The following is a 20,386-nucleotide window of genomic DNA, read 5'->3' as shown; positions in this document are numbered from 1 at the left end:
GCAGGGAGCGGCGATAATCTCGTTGCCGGCCGATCTACGACCCGCACCGCCATCGCGGTTGGCCGCCCTGTGCACGAACCCGCTGCCACTGTCGAGGGCTGCGTCGAGCTACGCTACTGCGCTCCGCGCATTAAGCCTCTGCAGAGCTTGCCTTTTCAATGGCGCTCGGTGCGTTCGGGCATTTCCTACATTGACCCGGGCTGGCTTCGCTATAACGGGACGCAACGCGCCAGGCGCGTGCTCAGGAGTCCTTGGGAAATGACATCAAGCATGTTTCGCGCCGCGTTGGCTTTGGTCGCCGCAGCGGCCTGCGGTTTGACGACGGCTTGCTACGGCCCGAGCGGCGGCCGCCTCGGCTCCGCCGGCGGCGTGCAGGTGTTCGAAGGCAACGAGCTTCCCGCCCCCCAACGCTCAGACGTCGTTGGGGTCAGTCGTCCCTATCTGATTGGCCCGTTCGACAAGCTCGAGATCGATGTCTTCGGGATCGAAGGGATGACCCGGCGCGAGGTCTCGGCCGACGCTGCGGGGCGCATCTCATTCCCCATCGCTGGCGTGATCGACGCGTCGGGCATGACCCCACGAGAGCTCGAGGTTGAGCTCGTCCGGCGCTTGCGGGCGGGCCACATCCGCAATCCCGAGGTGACGGTCAACCTCAAGGAGACCGTAGGGCAAATGGTCACCGTGGACGGCCAGGTGAAGCAGCCGGGGGTGTATCCAGTCATAGGGCGCATGACCTTGACCCGCGCGATCGCCACCGCCCGCGGCCTCGACGAGTTTGCCAAGATCGACGACGTCGTGGTGATGCGCAACGTCGGGGGCCAGCGCCTCGCCGCGCTTTACAACCTCGCGGCAATCCGTCGCGCCAACTATCCGGACCCAGACATCTATCCCAACGACGTGGTCATCGTCGGCGATAGCAAGACGCGCCGCCTCATCAAGGACGCCACCCAGCTCGCGCCGCTCATTACGACGCCGTTGATCATCGCGCTGCAAAACAACGGCAACTGAAACAGGCGACGTGGTCGAAGAGGTTCACCCCGCCGCGAGCAGTTCGACGATTCGACCCGCCGCACGGCCGTCACCGAACGGGTTGTGCGCCCGAGCCATCGCCGCGTAGGCCGCCTCATCGTCAAGCAGGCGAAAGGTTTCGGCGACGATCCGTCCCGGATCAGTTCCGACCAGACGCGCGGTCCCGGCCTCGATTCCTTCGGGACGCTCGGTGGTCTCGCGCATGACCAGCACCGGCTTGCCCAAGGCCGGCGCCTCTTCTTGTACCCCGCCGCTGTCGGTGAGCAGGAGCGTGGAGATTGCCATCAGCCGCGCAAAATGCGGGTAGTCGAGCGGCTCGATCAGCGCGATATTGTCGAGCCCGGCGAGTTCGGCGTGCATCACCCCACGCACGTTCGGGTTCAGGTGGACCGGAAAGATTACCGCCACGTCCGCGCGGGCGGCGATCCGCCTCACCGCGGTCGCAATCGCTCGCATGCCCTGTCCGAAGTTCTCGCGGCGATGGCTGGTCATGCCGACGATCCGCTTGCCGGCGAACCGCGCTTCGAGATCCGCAAGGCCTGACACTAGCCCACGCTCCACCTCGCTCCGGGCGACAATCCAGTGGAGCGCGTCGATTACGGTATTACCGGTGACGTGGACGGTCTGCGGATCGACGTTCTCGCGCAGCAATGCCTGCGCGGCGGTTTCGGTGGGCGCGGCATGGAGGGTGGCAATGCTTCCGATGATCTTGCGGTTGACCTCCTCCGGCCAGGGATGGTGAATATTGCCGCTGCGCAGACCGGCCTCGACGTGACCGACCGGAATCTTGCGGTAGTACGCGGACAGCGCCCCGGCCATCGCCGTCGCTGTGTCTCCCTGAACCACTACCCAATCCGGTCTTTCGGCATCCATCACCCTGCCCAGCCCAGTCAGTAAGGCGGCCGTAAGTGCGTTGAGCGACTGATCGGGACGCATCAGATCAAGGTCGTGATCGGGCTCGATTCCGGCAATGGCGAGCACTTGGTCGAGCATTGCGCGATGCTGGGCCGACACGCACACCTTCGAGACGAAGCGGGGATCGGCCTCCAACGCGTGAATCAGCGGGAACAGCTTGATGGCCTCGGGGCGGGTGCCGAATATGGTAAGTATTTTCATGCTCATGGTGCAGTGCGCCTAGCAGGAATTCTTGGTTGTGCCAGTCGCCGCTCAGGCTGACTTGGTTTCCTACAGCAGGCTCAGCCCATTGCTGTTGCGCGATTTTCGCAGCTTTCGCGCTCAAAAGCGCAGCCCTCCGGCCCCGATACTGCTTTTTGAGGCTCGCTTTGCCCCGGCGAATAGCGCCACGCGGACAATGGCGATAAAGCGCGACTAAGTTCAGCATGCCGCTCGCGACGGAGCTGGCGTACGACTGGTAACCTGGGGATCGAGCCCCGACGGCGCTGGTTGCGTCGGGCGACACTTTGGCCGATCTCAAGGGAGCGATCCGGCTGGACGCGTAGGAGGCGGCTATTGCGCAAGGTTTTGGTAACTGGCTCGGCCGGGTTCATCGGCTTTCACCTGTCGCAACTGTTGTTGCGCGAAGGCTTCGCCGTGGTCGGCTACGACGGGATGACCGACTACTACGACGTGCAGATAAAGCAGCGGCGGCACCAGATGCTACTGCAGAACCAGCATTTTTCAGCCGAGATCGCAATGTTGGATGATTTGGAGCGGCTTCGCGCGCTGGCGCTGCGCGAACGACCCGACACGATCGTCCACCTCGCCGCGCAAGCGGGAGTGCGCTACAGCCTTGAGAACCCGCGCGCATATGTGGACGCCAACATTGTAGGCACATTCAATGTGTTGGAATGCGCGCGCGAGCTTGGTGTTGAGCACCTGCTGATGGCGTCGACCAGTTCGGTCTACGGCGCCAACCGGGTCTTGCCGTTCGCAGAGCATCACAAGGCCGACACGCCACTGACGCTTTACGCTGCAACCAAACAGGCGACCGAGGCAATGGCGCACTCCTATGCGCACCTATGGGATCTGCCTACGACTATGTTCCGTTTCTTCACGGTTTACGGGCCCTGGGGGCGCCCAGACATGGCGCTGTTCAAGTTCACCCGCGGCATCCTACGCGGCGAGCCGATCGATATCTACAATAACGGCGAGATGTGGCGTGATTTCACTTACGTGACCGACCTCGTGCGCGGCATTCGCCTCTTGATCGACGCGGTTCCGCTGCGCTTTGGGACTCCCGAGGCGATTCCCCAATGGGACAGCCTCTCGCCCGTAGCGCCGTTCCGTGTGGTCAACATCGGCAACAGCGACAAGATACGACTCGGAGATTTCGTCTCAGCGATCGAGGACGAATGTGGCCATCTCGCGATCCGCAACTACATGGACATGCAGAAGGGCGACGTGGAAGCAACGTGGGCTGATGCTACACTGCTGGAGAGGCTAACCGGATATCGCCCGCAAACCGACGTGCGAGAAGGCATCCGCAAGTTCGTCGCGTGGTACCGCGACTATTACGGCGAATAGGCCGGCTCAGCTCGCGAGGCGCAGGCGCAGGGCGGACGCTGCCTGCCCAAGGTCGTTCCAGATTCCCCGCGTGTCGTAGAGCTGGGCGTGGCGACGCTCGTCGAGTGGCACGGCGCGGAACACCTCGTGATCGACCAGGAGGATCAACACGCCACAAGTCTCTAGCGCGGTGTCAAGATCGACCAGCGCAGCCCCAGTCTCCGCGAACTCGCTCGGAAGAGTCGTCGCGAAGGGCTCCACCACCTTGACCCGCTTGCCAAAGCGACGGGCGAGGCTGGCGGCAACGAAGCGCGCCGGGCTCTCGCGGAGGTCGTCGATGTTGGCCTTGAAGGCGAGGCCGAGGCACCCGACCTGTTGTGTGGGTGCAGATTCGACCAGCGCGATTGCGCGGGCGAGCACGTGGCGCATTTTGGCGTCGTTCACTTCGCGCGCAGTGCGGATGAGCCGAGCCTGCTCGGGAGCGCCGTGGACGATGAACCACGGATCGACTGCGATGCAGTGTCCGCCAACGCCCGGTCCCGGCTGGAGGATGTTTACCCGCGGATGACGGTTTGCGAGGCGGATCACCTCCCACACGTCGAGACCCATTTCGTCCGCGATCATCGACAGCTCGTTGGCGAAGGCGATGTTGACGTCGCGGTAGGCATTCTCGACCAGTTTAGTCATTTCTGCACTTCGTGCATCAGTGGTCAGGCACTCGCCGCGGACGAAGCGCTTGTAGAATGCCAGCGCTTTGCGAGCGCAACGAGGCGTGATCCCGCCGATCGAGCGGTCGTTGTGTGTTAGCTCCACAAGAATGCGTCCCGGGAGGACGCGCTCCGGGCAATACGCGATTGATACGTCGGCCGACTCGGCCGTGCTTCCCGGCAACTTGAGATCAGGGCGCAGGCCGGCGATCAAGTCGCGAACCTGTTCAGTGGTGCCCACTGGCGACGTGGATTCGAGGATGATCAGATTGCCGCGTTTGAGGACTGCAGCGATTTCGGTGGCGGCCGCGAGCACTAAAGAGAGGCCGGGCTTATGGTCCTCGTCCTTGGCGAATGGCGTCGGCACCGCGACGACAAAAACGTCGCTCGGTTCGATACGGGTGCTGGCACGCAGCAAGCCACGCTGGACGACGCCGTGGACCAGCCCGTCCAAATCAACCTCCTCGATGTGGATTTCGCCACGGTTGATCGTGTCGACTACAGATTGCGAAACATCGAAGCCGAGCACGGGGCAGCCCGCGCCCGCGATGATAGCTGCCGTGGGCAGCCCGATGTAGCCAAGGCCAACCACGCAGACAGTAGGTTTGATGTCGCCGAGCATGGCTCGCCAGATGGCAGTGTGCGGTGAAGATTTGGGTAACGATGCTCAGCAATTCGGACGGCCTTTGCTTTGTGCCACGAACCCCGAGATCCGTTGTTCCGCTTGCCTGTCCCACACGGGTTCTGGTCGCGCGCCATTGCGAAATATCCTGCCCATCGTCGAGCAAGCGCAGAGTTTCCGCTACGATTCGGTTCGCATTTGTGCCGGCCAACGGCGTCGTTCCTTCCTTCACGCCCTACCGTCGCTCCGTAGTCTCGCGCATTACCAGAAGCGACTTACCGCGCGCGGGTGCGTAATCCTGCACCGGCCGCTATCGGTCGCCATCAGCGAGCCGAGGGCGATAAGTCGGGCAAAGTGCCGATGGTCGAGGGGTTTGACCAGCGCAACGCTGTCAAAGCCCACCAACTCGGCTTCCATCACTGCGCGGACGTGTGGGGTTGAGGTGGACTGGGAAAACAACTGCCACGTCGAGCCGAGCGGCGATCCGCTTTCCCGGGTCAGCGATAGCGCGCCTGCCTTCCCCAGAGTTTTCGCGACTGTGGCTGGTCAGGCCGATGATCCGTGTGCCGTAAAAGCGTGCCTCGAGCTCGGCAAAACCAGTGACGAGAGCCGGACCGGTTTTGCCTTTGGCAACGATCCAGTGCATTGTGTCGATCACCGAGTTGCCAGAGACGTGCACGCTTGCGGGCGCGATGTTCTTGGCGCTAAGCGCGGCCGCGGCGGTCTTGGTCGGGGCCAGTGCAGCTCAGCAATCGTGCCGATATCTTGCGGGTGACCTCATCGGGCCACGGCGGGTGGATTGGGCCGCTGCGTAGCCTCGCCTCCACATGAGCGACCGAAATTTTGCGAGAAAAGGCCGATAGTGCGCACGCCATGGCCGTCGCGACGTCACCCTGGATCACAACCCAATCGGGGTTCTCGGCGTCCATCACCCTGCCCAGGCCGGTCAGCAGCGTCGCGGTGGAGCACGTCGAGCGTCTGATCGGGGCGCAACAGGTCGAGATCGTGCACGGGCATGATCCGGCGATATCCAGAACCTGATCGAGCATCGCGCGATGCTGCGCCGAAACACACGCGAACGAAATGAACCGAGGATCGTCAGTCAGCGCATGGAGCAGCGGAAAGAGTTTGATTGCCTCGGGCCGGGTCCCGAAGACGGTCAGGATCTTACGGGCGGCCATCGCCGCACGCTTAGGAGAGAGACCGAAGCGCCGCAATCCGCTGGCCACAGTGCTTCAAGGTCGAACTCGGCATCCGCAAAAGAACCGGCGAGTCATTGCGGACCCGCCGGCTCGTGTGGTTGCGGGCGTGTGGAGCAGCTCTGATCAGGGGCTGTCGGGAGAATCGTCTTCCTGCGCTAAAATCGCGGCGATGATCCCCGCAACGATAATAACCGCAAGGATCAATCCTCCGCCTTCGCCGCCACCGATTTCGCTGGCATCTCCGGAAATTGGAGCGGCGGCGCGGAACGGTGCGGTCTGGGCAGTCGCGACTGGCGCGGCAACAAGAGAAAACGCCAAGAGCGCGCTAGTAACCAACTTCTTCATAAACCTAACTCCTGAATCTGAAAATAGAGTGCGAGTGACTCGCAGAGTTCAGGGGCTGTCTGGCGAATCGTTGCCATCGACCAGCAGGTAGATCGCGCCGCCGAGAACAGCCGCGAGCACCAGAATCACGCTGAGCGGAAGGCCCTCGCCAGACATTTCGCTGGCATTTTCAATTGGTGCAGCAGCCCGCACCGGCGCGGCGGCGTGAGCCCCTGTTCCCGCGACCAGAAAAGCCGCAGCGGCGGCGGTGAGAAGTTTCCTCATGATTGCTCCTAAAAACGATTCCGGGTGCACCTAGCCGGGCTCAGGACATCGCCTTAGCCTGGCGTACGCAATACGTTTGGTTGCTCAATAGGTTACCGGGGTTTTGCAAAATGCGCTCAAGCGTTTTCTGAGCGCGGTCGGTCGAACGCCGCCGCTTGGCGCCCACCCAAACCAGAAAGTTCAGGGGCTAGTTGCCAGGCGCAGGGAGGGGCGCGACGGTGCCGGGAGTTTCGGCATCGCGCTCGGCCTTGATCTTGGCGTCGTATTCCTTTTCGAGCTGCTCCACCCGAGCCTGGGTGGCGGCGGCATCGGCGTCGATGGTCGACAGGCGCTTGGCGCGTTCGGCTTCGATCAGGGCACCGAAGCGGGTGTCGCTACCCTGGCGCTTCTCGGCGTAGGCGGTGTCGATCAGCTTGGCCATGCACCCTGTCGCCCCGCCCGAACCGACGGGCGAACAGCTCGAAATGCCTTGGGCGCCGACGGTCTCGTATGCCTGCACTCGGTCTGTCCACGCCTCATTCTTGGGCGAGAGCGGGTCGCCCCGCAGCGGTTCGGGAATGCGATATCGTTCGGATTCGCCCTTGCGCGCGCAAACAGTGATCTGATCCGCGCTCGATTGTGGGCAGGGGTCGTCGCCATAGACGATCAACTGATTCACCTTCTCGCCATCGGCTTGCGCCAGCGCGGGGCCGGGCGCGACAAGCAACGCAAACGAGCTGAGGGCGAAGAGGGCGGCGGTCCTGATCATCGAGCTGTTCCTGCTGGTTTGGCCAAAGGATTAGCGCCTCGCGGCGGTGAATGCATCATGAAGCGAGCGAGTGCGCCCAATGTTCCGCTCAGATGCGCTCCGAGAGCCGAATCGCCATCCGGCACCCGAGCCGTATCACCCCCGAAAGCAGCGGATAGGCGGGCGCCCGCTCCGCCCCTGATGCGATGGCGGTGGCGTGATGCTCGCGCTCGTCGTCGCGGAATTCGGCGATCATCGCAGACAGCTCGGGATCCTCGTCGCCCAGTTGGTCAAGCTGGTCTGAATAGTGCCGATCGATCTCGGTTTCGATCGCGGCAGTGCACGCCATTGCCGCCTCCGGCCCGATCAGCGCGCTCGCCGCGCCAAGCGCATAACCAGCCGCGCTCCATAGCGGCTGGAGCGCAGTCGGACGCACCCCGCGGCTCGCGATGAGCGCGTCGAAGCGCGCGCGATGTTCCGCCTCTTGCGTGGCCATCGTTGCGATTTCGGCAGCGTGCGGCGCGCGATCGCCCATCACCGCGAGCTGGCCCGCGTAGATTCGCGTCGCGCCGTATTCGCCAGCCTGATCGACCCGCAGCATTCGCGACGATTTGCTCATCTGACGGCCTTACGCGAACGACGGCGGATCAGGAACAGGATCGCGATCCCCGCCGCCGTCGAAATCAGGAAATTGAACCCGGCGAGCGAAACGCCACCCAGGGTCCACGGCGCGACATCGCAGCGCACGATCGGCGCGGCCATGATCGACGCGAGCGGGTCGCCGCCCGCCGCGGCATTGGCGGTGCAGGCGGTGACGCCTTCCCACCAGTTGTACTCGACCCCGGCATGGAACGCGCCGATTGCCCCGGAAACGAGGATCGCGACGGCCGCCAGCGCCACCAAGGCATCGCGCTTCGTCAGCCAAGCGAGCGCCGCCAGGGCGAGCGCGACGATGTGTGGATAGCGCTGCCACCAGCACATCTCGCACGGCGGCAGCCCAAACCCGTATTGCGCGATCAAAGCTCCGCCGAGGAGCGCGGCCGGGATCAGCAGCGCTAGCAGGTAAGCCAGCCGGTTCGGGTTCATCGCCTTGCGGACCAGTATCAGCGCCCCACGATTATCGCCGGGCCGCCAGAAGAGCTCCGGGGGCGGTGTTGCGAATGGTCTTGATTGCATAGAACATCTGGAAGTCATCGATGCCCTTGGCCTTGAGTTCCTCCGCGGTCATCCTGAAGCGCGGGTCCTGGACCTTGTCGACCTCGAGCGCCTTTTCGTCGAGATCGACCTCGTTGATCAGGTGACCGCGCAAGTCGCTCTCGCGGTACGAGCGCGCGGCGCGGGCGCGCATGTCGGGGTCGGAGATCTGCGGCACCGCGATGTCCGGCTCGATCCCGCCTTCCTGCACCGAACGGCCCGAGGGGGTGTAGTAGCGCGCGGTGGTCAGCTTGAGCGCGGTCGAGCGCGACAACGGGAGCAGCGTCTGGACGCTTCCCTTGCCAAAGCTGCGCTCACCCATCACCAGCGCGCGATGCTGGTCCTGCAGGGCCCCGGCCACGATTTCGCTGGCCGAGGCCGAGCCGGCATCGATCAGCACAACCATCGGGATGCCGCGGGCCAGCTCGCCGGCCTGCGCGTTGTAGGTCTCGTTGTCGCGCGCGTAACGCCCGCGCTGCGAGACGATCACGCCCTTGTCGAGGAACTCGTCGGACAGCGCCACCGCCTCATCGAGCAGCCCGCCGGGGTTCTGGCGCAGATCGAGGACGATCCCCACGGGGGCCTTGCCTCCCAGCTTGGCGCGGATGCCCTTCATCGCCTCGCCGACGTCGCTGCCGACATCGGCGCTGAAGCTGGACACGGTGATGATCCCGACGTTGTCCTTGACCTCCCAGTCGACGGGCTTGAGATCGATGATCGCCCGGGTGATCGTCACATCGAATGGTTCGTCGCGGCCGGGACGGAAGATCGACAGGCGGATCGGCGTTCCGGGCTCGCCGCGCATCCGGTCGACCGCCTCGTCGAGCGTGCCGCCGTAGATCAGCTTGCCGTCGAGATGGGTGATGAAGTCGCCCGCCTTCAATCCCGCCTTGTCGGCAGGGCTTTCGCGGGTCGGGGCGATGATCTTGACCGCGCCGTCATCCATCGTCACCGACAGCCCCAGTCCGCCGTAGGCGCCATCGGTCTGGGTACGCAGATTCTCGAAATCGCGTGCGTCGAGGTAACTGCTGTGCGGATCGAGGCTGGCGAGCATCCCGTCGATCGCGCCCTTGATCAGCTTGTCGTCGTCCACCGGCTCGACATAGCTCGACTTGATCCGCTGGTAGACCGCAAGCAGCTTGGCGAATTCGGGGCTGGCCGAGGCATCGACCGCGGCGAGCCCGGCGGTCGCCGCAGGCAGCAGAGCCACCGCGCTGACCAGCGTGGCGGCGCGCAGAAGGTTGGCGAATCTGGGTTTGGTCATGGGAAATGCCTCGGGCGGATTGCCGCCAATGTATAGATGCGCCGAGCTTAACGCCAGATGGGCATCGATCAACGCCTGGAGATGGCGGCGAGGACGTCGACCGGCGCGCCGTTCTTTCGCAACTCGATGGTGACGCGAGGACTGCCCGGGCCGGCGACGCCGAGCGGGGCGCCTTGGACAACGCGGTCGCCGACCGCGGGCGCAACGGCCGCGAGATCGGTGATCAGCGTGGTCCAGCCGCCGTCGTGTTCGATGATGGCGATCTGCCCGAAGCCCTTGTAGCGGCCGGCGAACGCTACCCGGCCGGCGGCGGGGGCGATCACCTGGGCGCCGCTTCTTGCGGCAATGGTGATCCCGCGCGAACGCGAACCCCCGCCGCTCGAAGCCTCGCCGAAACCGGTGACGATCGTTCCCGCGAGCGGGAGGATGTAGTCGAGCCCGGCGGTTGGCGAGGCTACGGGCGAAACCTCGATCCGCGCCGCCCCCGGCTGGGCCGGCCGCAGCATGGGGCCGGGCAGCGCAGCGAGGCGCTGGCGCAGCGCTCCGGCCTGCTCGAGGGTCCCCATCAGCGACGTCAGGTCGCGCGCTTCCTCGGCCAGTGCCAGGGCCCGGTCGGCCTCGCGGTTGGCGTCCCCCCTTGCCGCTCGCGAGCTCAACCGCTGGCGGGTCTCGATCCCGACCAGGGCCGCGCGGCGCTCGGCCAGCCGCGCCTGATCGCCCCGCAGTCCCGACTGAGCCTGGCGGACCGCCGCCTGAAGCTGGCGCGCGCGGAGAATTCCGGCGCGCAACCCCGCGGTCTGGCGGCGCACCGCGGGGAGCATCGATTCAAGCACCGCGCGCAAGTGGACCATATCGCGCAAGGACCCCGGCCGGACCACGCTTAGCCCCAGCGGGCGGCGCGACATCAGTTGGAGCGCGGCGGTGAGGCGGACGAGCGGGGCCTGACGCACCGCGAGCGAATCGCGCAAGCTCGCCCGCTGACGTTCGATCAGCGCGATCCGCGCCTCGCCCGCGGCCACTCCCGCTTCGGCTTGCTGGATACGCGCGGCCAAGGCGGCGGTCGCCTGCGCGGTGCGATCCGCGGCAGCGGAGGCTTGCGCCGCCGCAGTCTCCAACCGGCCAGCCCTGGCGGCGGCAAAGCGCTGCTCGGTCAGGGCGGCGGCCAGCGCACCGCGAGGGTCGTCACCGGCGTTCAGGACTGGTGCCTGCGCCTGGCCGACCCCCGCTGCGACCGCCAGCGCTAGTGCAACAATGGCGCAAATGGGGGCGGAAACGGGGGTGGAGCGCGACGTCATGGTGCGCCGCCGCTTATCCTTCGCGATGATAGGGATGGCCAGCGATAATGCTGGTCGCGCGCCACAACTGTTCGAGCAGCATCGCCCGCGCCAGCAGATGCGGCCAGGTTGCCGCGCCGAAGCGCACGAGCAGGTCGGCCGAGCCGCGCAGGATCTCGTCGTGGCCGTCCGCCGCGCCGATCCAGAACCGCGCCTCGCGCACCCCGTCGTCGCGCCAACGCGAGAGCAGCGCGGCGAATTCGGCCGACGTCAGGTCGCGCCCGCGCTCGTCGAGGACGATGGTGCGGCAGGGGGTGGGCGGTGTCGCAACGCTCCCGCCTCGTTCGGGCAGTTCGCTGATCTTTAGCGGCCACACGATTCGTTTGGAGTAGCGCTGGACCAGCTCAGCCTCGGGCGAACGCGCAATTTTGCCTCGGGCGACAACGTGGAGCAGCATGCGGCCTTCTTTGCCCCCAACCCCGCTCGTGTCGAGCGAAGTCGAGACACCATGGACCTTGCTCGACCGTTCCGCGCGATCCCTCGCCTTTTGCTCGGGATGATAGGGTTGGGATTTGACTTCGGGCTTATGCCGCCGCCGGCGGTGCGTCGCCGAATGCCCACATCCGTTCGAGGTTGTAGAAGCTGCGCACTTCGGGGCGGAAAAGGTGGACGACCACGTCGCCCGCGTCGATCAGCACCCAGTCGGCAGCGGGCAGTCCCTCGAGCCGGACCGGCCCCATTCCGGCCTGCTTGATCCGCTCGGCCAGCTTCTGCGCCATCGCCGCGACCTGGCGGGTCGAGCGGCCGGAGGCGATGACCATGTGATCGGCGATCGAGGATTTGCCGTCGAGCGGGATCGAAATCACCTCCTGCGCCTGATCGTCGTCGAGCGAGGTCAGCACCAGCGTGTGGAGCGGCGATTCGCCCACCGGTGCGGGAGGCGGGGCGGCAGCGGCAGTGGCCGGCAGCGATTCAAGCGGCGTCATATGGGTCGAAGTGGCTCCTCATGCCGGGTTATCATGGACCGAAATATGCCCCAGCGCGGCCGTAAGGCCAGTGGGACAAGGGATGGCCGCGCGATCAGGCGGGGTCAGCCGGGATCGGGCGATGCGTGACGCCATCGCGCGTGGCGACGGCAAAACGACGATGCCAGTGGGGATCGGCGGAGCGAATCACGGTGGCCGAGCGCGGATCGGGATCGAAACGCAACAGGTACAGCGCGGGCAAACTCCGTCTCGCCGGGTCTTTCAGGGTCTCGGGTCGCCGGCGATAGCGGCCCAGCCAGGCCATCGCGGGGCTCGCCATGGCGGCGGCATCATACCCCGGACGCGCGATCACCGCAATCGGCATCGCCGCGGCGATCCCGCGCCAGTCTTTCCAGCGGTGGAACTGGGCGAGATTGTCGCTGCCCATCAGCCACACGAAGCGTCGCTCGGGATAGCGCCGAACCAGTGCGCGCAGGGTATCGACGGTGAAGCGCGTGCCCAGCTCGCGTTCGATCGCGGTGACCCGGATCGGAGCCCGCCGCGCCTGATCGCGCGCCGCGGCGACCCGTGTGGACAGCGGTGCCATGCCTTCGACCGGCTTGAGCGGATTACCAGGTGAGACCAGCCACCACACCTCGTCCAGCCCCAGCCGACGCAGCGCGAACAGGCTGATGCGGCGGTGGCCGCGATGCGCGGGATTGAAGCTGCCGCCAAGCAGGCCGGTCAACGGGCCGTCACGGTTCACGTGGAGGCGTTCACTTGGGCTTTCGTGGCTCGGCCATGAATTTTGCGCGGTAGCCGCTCTGGAAACCGAGCATCCAGCCCGGGTATTCGGGCGGCAGCTGGCTGAGCTGGTCGAGCTCGGCCAATTCCGCGGCGGTGAATTCGACGTCGCAGGCGGCGAGGTTGTCGGCGAGCTGGTCGGCGCGCTTGGCCCCGACGATCACGGTCGAGACCACCGGTTGATAGAGCAGCCAGGCCAGCGCGATCTGCGCCACGGTGGCGCTGCCCCCACGGCTGTCCGCCATCCGTTTCATCGCATCGATCAGGTCGTAGCCGCGATCCATGTTCACCGGGGGAAATCGAACGCCGCGCGGCGACCCTCGCCCTGGCTGCGGTCATCGGCGCCGCGGGTGTATTTGCCCGAGAGGAATCCGCCGGCCAGCGGACTCCAGACCATCAGCCCGACACCCTCCGACCGTAGCATCGGCACGATCTCGCGCTCGAGATCGCGTCCAGCGACGGTATAGTAGGCCTGGAGCGAGGCGAATCTTTCCAGACCCAGCCGCGCCGAGATGCCCAGCGCCTTGACGATTTGCCAGGCCGCCCAGTTGCTGACCCCAATGTAACGCACCCGGCCCGAACGAACCATGTCATCGAGCGCGCGCAACGCTTCTTCCATCGGGGTCGTCGGATCCCAGCCGTGGATCTGATAGAGATCGACGTGATCGGTGCCGAGCCGCTTCAGGCTCGCGTCGATCTGATGCATGAGGTGGTATCTGGATACCCCGGCGTCGTTCGGCCCTGACCCCATCGCGCCCATCGCCTTGGTCGCGATCACGACATCGGAACGCCTTGTCCCCAACGCCTTGAGCGCCCCGCCGACGAACTCCTCCGACTGGCCGGTGGTGTAGACGTTGGCGGTGTCGATGAAGTTGATCCCGCCGTCGATCGCCTGCTTGACCAGTGCGGTCGAGGCGTCCTGGTCGAGGCCGGCGATCGCCCCGAACCGGCCCGCCTCGGTCCCGAAGGTCATGGCCCCCAGGCACAGTTCGGAAACCATCAGGCCGGTGTTGCCGAGACGATTGGTGCGCATGACGTATCCTTCGCGGGCGTGGAATCAGGGGCGGATCTGGCCGGTGCCGCGCACCAGCCACTTGTAAGTGGTCAGGCCCTCGAGCGCGACCGGGCCGCGCGCATGGAGCCGCCCGGTGGCGATGCCGATTTCCGCGCCCATCCCAAACTCGCCGCCATCGGCGAACTGGCTCGAGGCGTTGTGCATGACGATGGCCGAATCGACTTCGGCCAGAAACCGCTCGGCCGCCTCAGCATCTTCGGTGACGATCGCGTCGGTGTGGTGCGAGCCGTGCCGATCTATATGCGCCATCGCCTCGTCGAGCCCGTCGACCACCGCGACGTTGAGGATCATGTCGAGGTGCTCGGTGTCGAAATCATCGGCGGTGGCGGGCTTGATGCGGGGGTCGATGGCCCGCGCCCGCGCGTCCCCGCGCAATTCGCAACCGTCCGCCAGCAACGGTTCGACCAGACCATGGGGATCGGGGAACGTCGCATCGATCAGCAGCGTTTCCATCGCTCCGCAAACGCCGGTGCGGCGCACTTTGGCGTTGTGCGCGATGGCCCGTGCCTTGGCGGGATCGGCGGCAGCGTGGATGTAGCTCACGCAAAGCCCGTCGAGGTGCGCGAGCACGGGAACGCGCGCCTCGGTCTGGACTCGTTCGACCAGGCTTCGGCCGCCACGCGGGATAACCATGTCGATCAGCCCGGCGGCGGTCAGCATCGCGCCGACGGCGGCGCGATCCTGCGTCGGGATCAATTGGACGGCTGCGGCAGACACGCCTTGCGTGGCCAGCCCGGAAACGAATGCGGCATGAATCGCGCGGTTCGAACGGACCGCCTCGCTACCTCCGCGCAGGAGCACCGCGTTGCCCGAACGAACGCACAGCGCAGCGGCATCGGCGGTAACGTTGGGGCGGCTTTCATAGACGATCCCGATCAGTCCAACCGGAATGCGCACGCGTTCGAGCACCAGCCCGTTCGGCCGCTCGCGGCGGTCGATGATCTCGCCGGCCGGATCGGGCAAGTCGGCGATTGCGGCAACCGCATCGGCCATGGCGGCTAGCCGCGGGCCATCGAGCAACAGGCGGTCGAGCATAGCCGCCGACAGCCCGGCGACGCGGGCGGCAGCCATGTCGGCGGCGTTTGCAGCGAGGATTTCGGGCGCCGCCTGGTGCAAGGCTTTTGCCGCAGAGCGCAACGCGGCGGCGCGCACCGCGCTGGGCAGCCTCGCTAGCTGCTGCTGCGCCAGCCGCCCGGCAAGCGCCAGCGCACGAACGCTTTCGCCGACGGTTCCGGTGGCAACTTCAATCGCCGATTCGGCGGGCTTTATCGCAGTGGTGGCCATAGCGCGCCGCTACCACCGGGCGCGGACGTTGTCACACCGGATTGGGAAGAAGCGCGCCAACGCTCTTTGCGCCTCACGGTTCCCGAAGTTTGCTAAAAATTTGTAGGCGAGGAGTCGTCTTGTCGCGCGACTCGCCCGGCTCGCCCCGAGTCCGACCGCGGCGATTCGACTTGCGCTTTCACAGGTGTCAGTGGCCGTCCGACGCAAAACAAAGGGTGGGTCGCAACTTTGCAAACGCTGGATCGCGACGGGTGGATGACCCGTCTGCGCTCCTGGTTCCCCGATCGCGAATTCTTCATGCGATCGCAGGGTCAGGTGCGTTTCATCAGGGTTTCGTCGCGCGTCCAGATCGCGGCTGCAGCGATTGGCGGCATCATCGTGCTCGCCTGGCTGGCGATGATGATCGCGATTATCGCGGTGCAGTTTGCGTCGACCGGCCAGCGCAGTGCGCTGCTCGAGCGCGAGGCCAAGGTCACCAGCGCGGAAACCCGCGTATCCGCGTATCGCAAGGACATCGATCACCTCGCTGCCGATCTCGAGCGCCGCCAGGCGTTCATCGAACAAGTGGTCAAGAGCGAATTGGGCGACCTGCCGGCGCCGGCCGCTGGCGATACCGCTTCCGAGCGCCCCGTCGAGACCGCCAAGCCCGCCGCCAGGATCTCCGCGTCCTTTCCCAGCGCCTCCGGGCTTGCCGTGATCGAACAGCGTCAACTCGCCTTCGCCGAGCAGCTTACTCGCCTCGCCGACAGCCGCGCGGCGGGCGCCGAGGCGTCGATCCGTCGCCTCGGGCTCAACCCGCGCCTGATGCTGGCGAAGATGAACGACCGCAGCGCGCAGGGCGGCCCGCTGCTCGGCGCCGCCAACGATCTCGATACGCGGTTCCAGCGACTCGGGCTCAGCCTGGCGCGAATGGGCGCGCTGCAAGACGGCCTGGCCGCGGTGCCGCACAATCTGCCCGCCAGCCTCGAATACATCTCCTCCGGCTTCGGCTATCGCCGCGATCCGTTCACCGACGCCCCCGCGTTTCACGCCGGGCTCGACTTTCGCGGCCCGATCGGCGCGCCGATCTATGCCGCCGCCAAGGGCACCGTCAGCTTCGCCGGCATTCGCCAAGGCTATGGCAACTGCCTCGAAATCACCCACGGCAACGGCGTGGTGACGCGCTATGCCCACATGTCCGCATTCCGTGCGCGTATCGGCCAAGTGGTCGGCGCCGGCGACACCATCGGGGCGATCGGCAGCAGCGGGCGTTCGACGGGGCCGCACCTCCATTTCGAAGTACGGATCAACGATCAGGCGGTCAATCCGCGCCCATTCTTGGAGGGGAACCAGAATGTTTTCGCGAAAGCAGGAGGCCGCGCCTTGGCCTCACGGAGCTGAATTGGTGGCCGGGGGGCGGAATTCGGGGTCAGGCTCGACCTTTTCAGTGTTCGGACCCGACATCGCCATCACCGGCGATGTCACGGCCAGCGCCGATCTCCACGTCGATGGCCGAATCGAGGGCGACATCGTCTGCCAGACGTTGGTCCAGGGCGAGGGCAGCGAGATCACCGGCGCGATCTGCGCACAATCGGCGAGGCTGGCCGGAACCGTGCGCGGCTCGATCGACGCGGGCCACCTGACGATCCTGAAATCGGCGCGGATCCTCGGCGACGTCAGCTACGACGCGCTGACCATCGAACAGGGCGCCGAGGTCGACGGACGATTTGCGCACCATTCGGCCCGAAATGCCGAGAGCAGCGACGAAGGCGTGCTGATCAGCCTGGTGAACTAAATTCTTGATCGCGTCATCGGGCCTTGAACGCCCGGGCGCGCTCAGCCTCTTCCAGCCGTAACGCCGTGCGATCGAGTTTGCCCACCGGAACCCGGGGCAGGCTGCTGCGCACTTCCACTGCGAGCACCCGCTTGTTCGCGGGCAAACGTCCGTTGAGCCAGTTGCGCAGCGATTCGCCGGTTTCGAAGCTTTCGCCTGATAGCGTGACGAACGCCTTCGGGCTTTCCCCGCGAAACGCGTCGGGAATGCCGATCACCACCGCTTCGCGGACCAGTTCGTGGGTGAGGAGGACTTCTTCGATGCGGCTGGGGAAGATCGTCGTTCCGGCGCTGGCGATGGCGTCGGACAGGCGATCTATTATGGTCAGATAGCCATCGGCGTCGGCCGTCGCGTAATCGCCGGTGCGCAGCCAGTCGCCGCTGAACACCTCGGCCTGCGCGGCGGGATCGTTCCAGTAGCCGAGCATGACCTGCGGCCCGGCCACGGCGAGTTCGCCGGGCTCTCCCGCCGGCGCCGGACGCGACGGGTCGGCGCGATCGAGCAGGGTCCAGCGCGTGCCGGGCAGGGCCTTGCCGGCCGACCCCGGCCGCTGGGCGGAGTCGAGTGGATTGACCGCAACCACCCCCGCAGCCTCGGTCAGGCCATAGCCTTCGACCACGGTCGCGCCCGAGGCGGCTTCGAACTTGCGCTTGAGCGGAGCGGACAGCGGCGCTCCCCCGGAAATGCATACCCGCAGCGATGTGAGATCGGCCTTGGCCAGCCCGGGATCGTCGAGCAAAGCCTGAAACATCGTGGGGATGCCGGGCATCGCGCCGGCCCGGGTGCGTTTGATCGTGTGCAGGACCTCGCGCGGGACGAACCGGGGAAGCAGCGCGATGCAGCCGCGATCGAACACGGTCCGGTTGAGCACCGCCGAATTACCGAACGTCGTGGCCAGGGGGAGCACGCCGATCATCGTCGCATGGCCGCCGTGCCAGGGATCGATCGCCTCGAGCTGACGGGCGTTCGCAGTCAGGTTCTGGTGGCTCAGCCGCACCGCGCGTGGCAATCCGGTTGTGGTTCCGCTGGAATACTGGATCACGGCAAGATCGTGCAGCGGATCGATCGCAACCGGTTGCGGCTCTTCCGCGGCAAGCAGTTGCGCGAGCGGGATCGTCCTGGGTCCGCGGATTTGTCCGCCACGGCCCGAAAGCGCCAGCATTGAGGCTTTGAGCGGAGGCAGCATGGCGGCCAGCCGCCCGACCGCCAGCTCGGGGAACGGTGCCGCGCTCCGCGCGGCCGTCACCTCGTCGAGCAGCGCCCGAACATCGACGGTGATCACCAGCTTCGGCGTGGTTTCCGCCAATGCGCGCGCAAGCTGCGCAGCGTTCCACACCGGCGGGTAGTTGACCACGCTCGCCCCGGTCGCCAGCACGCCATAATAGGCCGAGAGATACAGCGGGATGTTGGGCAGGAACAGTCCGACCCGGTCACCCTTGCCGATCCCCCGCACCTGCAGCCCTGCCGCGAGCGCGCGCGCTTGGGCGGCGATCTGGGCGTAGCTGAAGCGTCTGCCTAGAAAGTCGACTAGCGCTGCCGCAGGCTCGGCAGCGGCGCTGGCGAAGAACATGTCGGGAAGGCTGAGCGGAGCGTACGCCAGCCCCCGCGCGGCATATCGCGCCAAGCCGTCACGCACCGACTCCGCACTCGCAGAGACCGGAGCGGACCCGGAGGGGTCTGCGTCCATTGTTCCCTTTGCCCGCGCGCGAAACGGCCCCCCCGGACCCCCGCCTCGCCAAGCTTGTTCACGCGCCGCGGTTTGCCGCGGTCGCGCCACTGCGACCCGTCATGGGACTATTTGACGACTGGATAGCGGACGCTGGTTAAGGAAGTCCAGCAGAGGAACTGCGTAGGCAACCCCAACCGCCGCGGGAGTTTACCGCCGCGCGAAGCAGCGAGCTCAGCTGTCGCTGACCCCCTCGGCGCGACGGGCTTCGAGCCAGGCGGCGGCCTCGGCCTCGTGCGCCGCCTCGGCCGCGACCTTGGCGTTGGCATCACGCTCGGCGCGCAGCTCCTCGATCAACGCCTCGCGATCGTCGCCGAGGCGGGCGTCGCGGGCGGCATCGTCCTCGGCGATGCCAGCCTTCTTGGCGGCCTTGGCAACGATGCCGTCGAGCTCGCGCTGCGAGCACAGGCCCAGGGTGACGGGGTCCTTGGCGTTGATGTTCGAGATGTTCCAGTGGCTCCGCTCGCGGATCGCCGAAATGGTGTTGCGGGTGGTGCCGATCAGCTTGCCGATTTGGGCGTCCGAAATCTCGGGATGGTTGCGGATGATCCAGGCGATGCCGTCGGGCTTGTCCTGACGCTTCGACACCGGGGTATAGCGCGGACCCTTGGTGCGGGTGACCTGGACCGGCGCCTTCTGCATCTTCAGGCGATAATCGGGATCGGCCTGACCGCGTTCGATCTCCTCGTTGGTCAGTTCGCCGGAGTGGACCGGATCGCGCCCGGTGTACTTGGCGCCGGCCAGATCGTCGGCCATGGCCTGGACCTCGAGAATGTGCAGCCCACAGAATTCGGCGATCTGCTCAAAGGTCAGGCCGGTGCTGTCGACGAGCCACGATGCCGTCGCGTGGGGCATCAGCGGGGTAACCTGGGTCACGTAAATTCTCCCGTACGGGTAGGCCAAAAAGATAGGTGGCGGGCACGCCAAAAACAGATGTGGCCGCCCCTTTCCGGAGCGGCCGTCGGGGCGCGATGTAGGCCAAGCGTCGCTTCTGGGCAAGCGTTTGCGCGCTATTGCTCCATCGCCACGAAACCGGGCTGCGCAGCCATCCGCGCCAGCCAGCGGCGCACGGCGGGATAATCGTCGAGCGCGAAGCTGCCCTGCTCGCAGACGTGCGTGTAGGCGAACAACGCGATGTCCGCCAAAGTCGCGCCCTCGCCGACGAACCAGTCGTTTCGTGCCAGATGCCCGTCCATCAGCTTGAGCGCGGCATCGCCCGCGGCGCGCTTGGCCGGAATCTGCGCCTGCTGCGCGTCGCTCAGCTTGTCCTGGCCGATGAAGCGCAACCAGAAGCGCAGCGTGGCGACGTTGGGTTCGTGATTGTACTGTTCGAAGAACATCCAGCGCAGCACATCGGCCTGCTGGAAGCGGTCGTCCGGGACGAGCGGCGAGCCCTGGGCCAGATACCAGCACGCGGCGTTGCTTTCGGGCAGGAACTTGTCGCCGATCTGGAGCACCGGAATTCGCCCGTTGCCGTTCACGTCGGCGAGAAAATCGGGTGTCCGCGTTTCCCCCTTCATGATGTCGTAGTCGCGGATCGTCAGCGGAATGCCGAGCAGCGCCGCGGTCAGCGCGATCTTGTAGCAATTGCCGCTGCGCGGGTCCTGGTGAAGGATCAGGTCGCTCAT

General features: G+C 66.0%; 24 protein-coding genes. 4 read left to right on the top strand and 20 right to left on the bottom strand.

Annotated elements, in window-relative coordinates:
- Positions 1-270 precede the first annotated feature (270 nt).
- On the top strand, positions 271-1,008 hold the full coding sequence (locus tag GKE62_RS10635; protein WP_154692222.1) for a polysaccharide biosynthesis/export family protein: 738 nt from the start codon (positions 271-273) through the stop codon (positions 1,006-1,008).
- 24 nt (positions 1,009-1,032) lie between these two features.
- Here the strand turns inward: GKE62_RS10635 and wecB are convergent, their stop codons facing one another.
- Positions 1,033-2,151, bottom strand: coding sequence for a non-hydrolyzing UDP-N-acetylglucosamine 2-epimerase (wecB, locus tag GKE62_RS10630; protein WP_154692221.1), 1,119 nt, complete (start codon positions 2,149-2,151; stop codon positions 1,033-1,035).
- Positions 2,152-2,499: 348 nt separating this feature from the next.
- On the opposite strand from wecB, the gene GKE62_RS10625 reads away from it, so the two are divergent.
- Positions 2,500-3,513 carry an NAD-dependent epimerase/dehydratase family protein gene (locus GKE62_RS10625; RefSeq protein WP_154692220.1) on the top strand — a complete coding sequence of 338 codons (1,014 nt, stop codon included), beginning with the start codon at positions 2,500-2,502 and terminating at the stop codon, positions 3,511-3,513.
- A gap of 6 nt (positions 3,514-3,519) precedes the next feature.
- On the opposite strand, the gene wecC is transcribed toward GKE62_RS10625, so the two are convergent.
- The 16 genes from wecC to GKE62_RS10555 form a co-directional block, all read right to left on the bottom strand.
- Positions 3,520-4,821 carry a UDP-N-acetyl-D-mannosamine dehydrogenase gene (gene wecC / locus GKE62_RS10620; RefSeq protein ID WP_154692219.1) on the bottom strand — a complete coding sequence of 434 codons (1,302 nt, stop codon included), beginning with the start codon at positions 4,819-4,821 and terminating at the stop codon, positions 3,520-3,522.
- A gap of 391 nt (positions 4,822-5,212) precedes the next feature.
- The gene (locus GKE62_RS19420) at positions 5,213-5,500 is read right to left on the bottom strand and encodes a hypothetical protein (protein ID WP_255453312.1); all 288 of its coding nucleotides are present in this window, start codon (positions 5,498-5,500) and stop codon (positions 5,213-5,215) included.
- A gap of 25 nt (positions 5,501-5,525) precedes the next feature.
- Entirely contained in the window at positions 5,526-6,002 is a 477-nt protein-coding gene (locus GKE62_RS19415; RefSeq protein ID WP_255453311.1) for a UDP-N-acetylglucosamine 2-epimerase, read from the bottom strand.
- A 144-nt stretch (positions 6,003-6,146) separates the two neighbouring features.
- Positions 6,147-6,368 (bottom strand): hypothetical protein, encoded by a 222-nt coding sequence (locus tag GKE62_RS10610; protein ID WP_154692218.1) that lies wholly within the window; start codon positions 6,366-6,368, stop codon positions 6,147-6,149.
- Positions 6,369-6,416: 48 nt separating this feature from the next.
- Entirely contained in the window at positions 6,417-6,632 is a 216-nt protein-coding gene (locus GKE62_RS10605; protein ID WP_154692217.1) for a hypothetical protein, read from the bottom strand.
- A gap of 187 nt (positions 6,633-6,819) precedes the next feature.
- Positions 6,820-7,380, bottom strand: a complete 561-nt coding sequence (locus GKE62_RS10600) for a hypothetical protein (RefSeq protein ID WP_154692216.1) — start codon at positions 7,378-7,380, stop codon at positions 6,820-6,822.
- An 88-nt stretch (positions 7,381-7,468) separates the two neighbouring features.
- A complete protein-coding gene (locus tag GKE62_RS10595) occupies positions 7,469-7,978 on the bottom strand; it encodes a demethoxyubiquinone hydroxylase family protein (RefSeq protein ID WP_154692215.1) in 510 nt (169 codons plus the stop codon).
- Entirely contained in the window at positions 7,975-8,445 is a 471-nt protein-coding gene (locus tag GKE62_RS10590) for a disulfide bond formation protein B (RefSeq protein ID WP_154692214.1), read from the bottom strand. The genes GKE62_RS10595 and GKE62_RS10590 overlap by 4 nt, the downstream gene beginning before the upstream one ends.
- Before the next feature lie 31 nt (positions 8,446-8,476).
- Entirely contained in the window at positions 8,477-9,817 is a 1,341-nt protein-coding gene (locus tag GKE62_RS10585) for a S41 family peptidase (protein ID WP_154692213.1), read from the bottom strand.
- A 68-nt stretch (positions 9,818-9,885) separates the two neighbouring features.
- On the bottom strand, positions 9,886-11,112 hold the full coding sequence (locus tag GKE62_RS19515) for a murein hydrolase activator EnvC (RefSeq protein WP_154692212.1): 1,227 nt from the start codon (positions 11,110-11,112) through the stop codon (positions 9,886-9,888).
- A 13-nt stretch (positions 11,113-11,125) separates the two neighbouring features.
- Complete coding sequence (locus tag GKE62_RS10575) at positions 11,126-11,548, bottom strand: 23S rRNA (pseudouridine(1915)-N(3))-methyltransferase RlmH (RefSeq protein WP_154692211.1); 423 nt, start codon at positions 11,546-11,548, stop codon at positions 11,126-11,128.
- A 127-nt stretch (positions 11,549-11,675) separates the two neighbouring features.
- A complete protein-coding gene (rsfS, locus tag GKE62_RS10570; protein ID WP_154692210.1) occupies positions 11,676-12,077 on the bottom strand; it encodes a ribosome silencing factor in 402 nt (133 codons plus the stop codon).
- 94 nt (positions 12,078-12,171) lie between these two features.
- The gene (locus tag GKE62_RS10565; RefSeq protein WP_154692209.1) at positions 12,172-12,822 is read right to left on the bottom strand and encodes a nicotinate-nucleotide adenylyltransferase; all 651 of its coding nucleotides are present in this window, start codon (positions 12,820-12,822) and stop codon (positions 12,172-12,174) included.
- 10 nt (positions 12,823-12,832) lie between these two features.
- Positions 12,833-13,144, bottom strand: coding sequence for an aldo/keto reductase (locus GKE62_RS19510; RefSeq protein WP_305080853.1), 312 nt, complete (start codon positions 13,142-13,144; stop codon positions 12,833-12,835).
- A 2-nt stretch (positions 13,145-13,146) separates the two neighbouring features.
- Entirely contained in the window at positions 13,147-13,893 is a 747-nt protein-coding gene (locus tag GKE62_RS10560; RefSeq protein ID WP_305080852.1) for an aldo/keto reductase, read from the bottom strand.
- Between the two features lie 24 nt (positions 13,894-13,917).
- Positions 13,918-15,219, bottom strand: coding sequence for a glutamate-5-semialdehyde dehydrogenase (locus GKE62_RS10555; RefSeq protein ID WP_154692208.1), 1,302 nt, complete (start codon positions 15,217-15,219; stop codon positions 13,918-13,920).
- A 255-nt stretch (positions 15,220-15,474) separates the two neighbouring features.
- On the opposite strand from GKE62_RS10555, the gene GKE62_RS10550 reads away from it, so the two are divergent.
- Positions 15,475-16,599 carry a M23 family metallopeptidase gene (locus tag GKE62_RS10550; RefSeq protein ID WP_230206631.1) on the top strand — a complete coding sequence of 375 codons (1,125 nt, stop codon included), beginning with the start codon at positions 15,475-15,477 and terminating at the stop codon, positions 16,597-16,599.
- Positions 16,600-16,603: 4 nt separating this feature from the next.
- Positions 16,604-16,993 carry a polymer-forming cytoskeletal protein gene (locus tag GKE62_RS10545; RefSeq protein WP_230206630.1) on the top strand — a complete coding sequence of 130 codons (390 nt, stop codon included), beginning with the start codon at positions 16,604-16,606 and terminating at the stop codon, positions 16,991-16,993.
- Positions 16,994-17,006: 13 nt separating this feature from the next.
- Here the strand turns inward: GKE62_RS10545 and GKE62_RS10540 are convergent, their stop codons facing one another.
- From GKE62_RS10540 to GKE62_RS10530, 3 genes are all read right to left on the bottom strand, one after another.
- Positions 17,007-18,668, bottom strand: a complete 1,662-nt coding sequence (locus GKE62_RS10540; protein ID WP_230206629.1) for an AMP-binding protein — start codon at positions 18,666-18,668, stop codon at positions 17,007-17,009.
- Between the two features lie 264 nt (positions 18,669-18,932).
- Complete coding sequence (locus tag GKE62_RS10535; RefSeq protein ID WP_230206628.1) at positions 18,933-19,634, bottom strand: DUF1013 domain-containing protein; 702 nt, start codon at positions 19,632-19,634, stop codon at positions 18,933-18,935.
- 134 nt (positions 19,635-19,768) lie between these two features.
- Positions 19,769-20,386 carry a glutathione S-transferase family protein gene (locus tag GKE62_RS10530; protein ID WP_154692205.1) on the bottom strand — a complete coding sequence of 206 codons (618 nt, stop codon included), beginning with the start codon at positions 20,384-20,386 and terminating at the stop codon, positions 19,769-19,771.

Source organism: Novosphingobium sp. Gsoil 351, assembly GCF_009707465.1.
Classification (GTDB): Bacteria; Pseudomonadota; Alphaproteobacteria; order Sphingomonadales; family Sphingomonadaceae; genus Novosphingobium.
This window is presented reverse-complemented; position numbering and strand designations above follow the sequence as displayed.

Coding starts and splice junctions, on each gene's coding strand:
- GKE62_RS10635 (WP_154692222.1), top strand. CDS start 271: ATGTTTCGCGCCGCGTTGGCTTTGGTCGCCGCAGCGGCCTGCGGTTTG.
- wecB (WP_154692221.1), bottom strand. CDS start 2,151: ATGAGCATGAAAATACTTACCATATTCGGCACCCGCCCCGAGGCCATC.
- wecC (WP_154692219.1), bottom strand. CDS start 4,821: ATGCTCGGCGACATCAAACCTACTGTCTGCGTGGTTGGCCTTGGCTAC.
- GKE62_RS19415 (WP_255453311.1), bottom strand. CDS start 6,002: ATGGCCGCCCGTAAGATCCTGACCGTCTTCGGGACCCGGCCCGAGGCA.
- GKE62_RS10610 (WP_154692218.1), bottom strand. CDS start 6,368: ATGAAGAAGTTGGTTACTAGCGCGCTCTTGGCGTTTTCTCTTGTTGCC.
- GKE62_RS10605 (WP_154692217.1), bottom strand. CDS start 6,632: ATGAGGAAACTTCTCACCGCCGCCGCTGCGGCTTTTCTGGTCGCGGGA.
- GKE62_RS10600 (WP_154692216.1), bottom strand. CDS start 7,380: ATGATCAGGACCGCCGCCCTCTTCGCCCTCAGCTCGTTTGCGTTGCTT.
- GKE62_RS10595 (WP_154692215.1), bottom strand. CDS start 7,978: ATGAGCAAATCGTCGCGAATGCTGCGGGTCGATCAGGCTGGCGAATAC.
- GKE62_RS10590 (WP_154692214.1), bottom strand. CDS start 8,445: ATGAACCCGAACCGGCTGGCTTACCTGCTAGCGCTGCTGATCCCGGCC.
- GKE62_RS10585 (WP_154692213.1), bottom strand. CDS start 9,817: ATGACCAAACCCAGATTCGCCAACCTTCTGCGCGCCGCCACGCTGGTC.
- GKE62_RS19515 (WP_154692212.1), bottom strand. CDS start 11,112: ATGACGTCGCGCTCCACCCCCGTTTCCGCCCCCATTTGCGCCATTGTT.
- GKE62_RS10575 (WP_154692211.1), bottom strand. CDS start 11,548: ATGCTGCTCCACGTTGTCGCCCGAGGCAAAATTGCGCGTTCGCCCGAG.
- rsfS (WP_154692210.1), bottom strand. CDS start 12,077: ATGACGCCGCTTGAATCGCTGCCGGCCACTGCCGCTGCCGCCCCGCCT.
- GKE62_RS19510 (WP_305080853.1), bottom strand. CDS start 13,144: ATGGATCGCGGCTACGACCTGATCGATGCGATGAAACGGATGGCGGAC.
- GKE62_RS10560 (WP_305080852.1), bottom strand. CDS start 13,893: ATGCGCACCAATCGTCTCGGCAACACCGGCCTGATGGTTTCCGAACTG.
- GKE62_RS10555 (WP_154692208.1), bottom strand. CDS start 15,219: ATGGCCACCACTGCGATAAAGCCCGCCGAATCGGCGATTGAAGTTGCC.
- GKE62_RS10550 (WP_230206631.1), top strand. CDS start 15,475: ATGACCCGTCTGCGCTCCTGGTTCCCCGATCGCGAATTCTTCATGCGA.
- GKE62_RS10530 (WP_154692205.1), bottom strand. CDS start 20,386: ATGAGCGACCTGATCCTTCACCAGGACCCGCGCAGCGGCAATTGCTAC.